This window comes from Arthrobacter sp. 260 (assembly GCF_013116745.1).
Taxonomy (GTDB): domain Bacteria; phylum Actinomycetota; class Actinomycetes; order Actinomycetales; family Micrococcaceae; genus Arthrobacter_D.
Genome location: NZ_JABFOE010000055.1, coordinates 1 through 266 on the forward strand (window position 1 = coordinate 1; position 266 = coordinate 266).

Sequence of the window (266 nt, forward strand, 5' to 3'; positions counted from 1 at the left end):
GTTTTACACCTTAAGCTAGAAGGACCTATCAGCGAACGCGGATTAGACAACCCTTTTGAAGAATTAGATTTAGGTCCGTTTATGCCGGAAGGAACTCTTGGCTTACGCGGTATTGTTAAAGCTATTGAAGCTGCTAAAACCGATGAAAAAATAAAAGGCATCTATTTAGATATAAAAGACCTTCAGGCAGGATTTGCTGCCACGCAAGAAATTCGTGATGCTATTTTGGATTTCAAAAAATCAGGCAAGTTTGTTTATTCTTATTC

Annotated in this window: 1 protein-coding gene; it reads left to right on the top strand. The window is 38.0% G+C overall.

Annotated features, from left to right (window positions below):
• On the top strand, positions 1-266 hold a 266-nt coding region (locus HMI57_RS18340; protein WP_216607704.1), incomplete at both ends, for a hypothetical protein.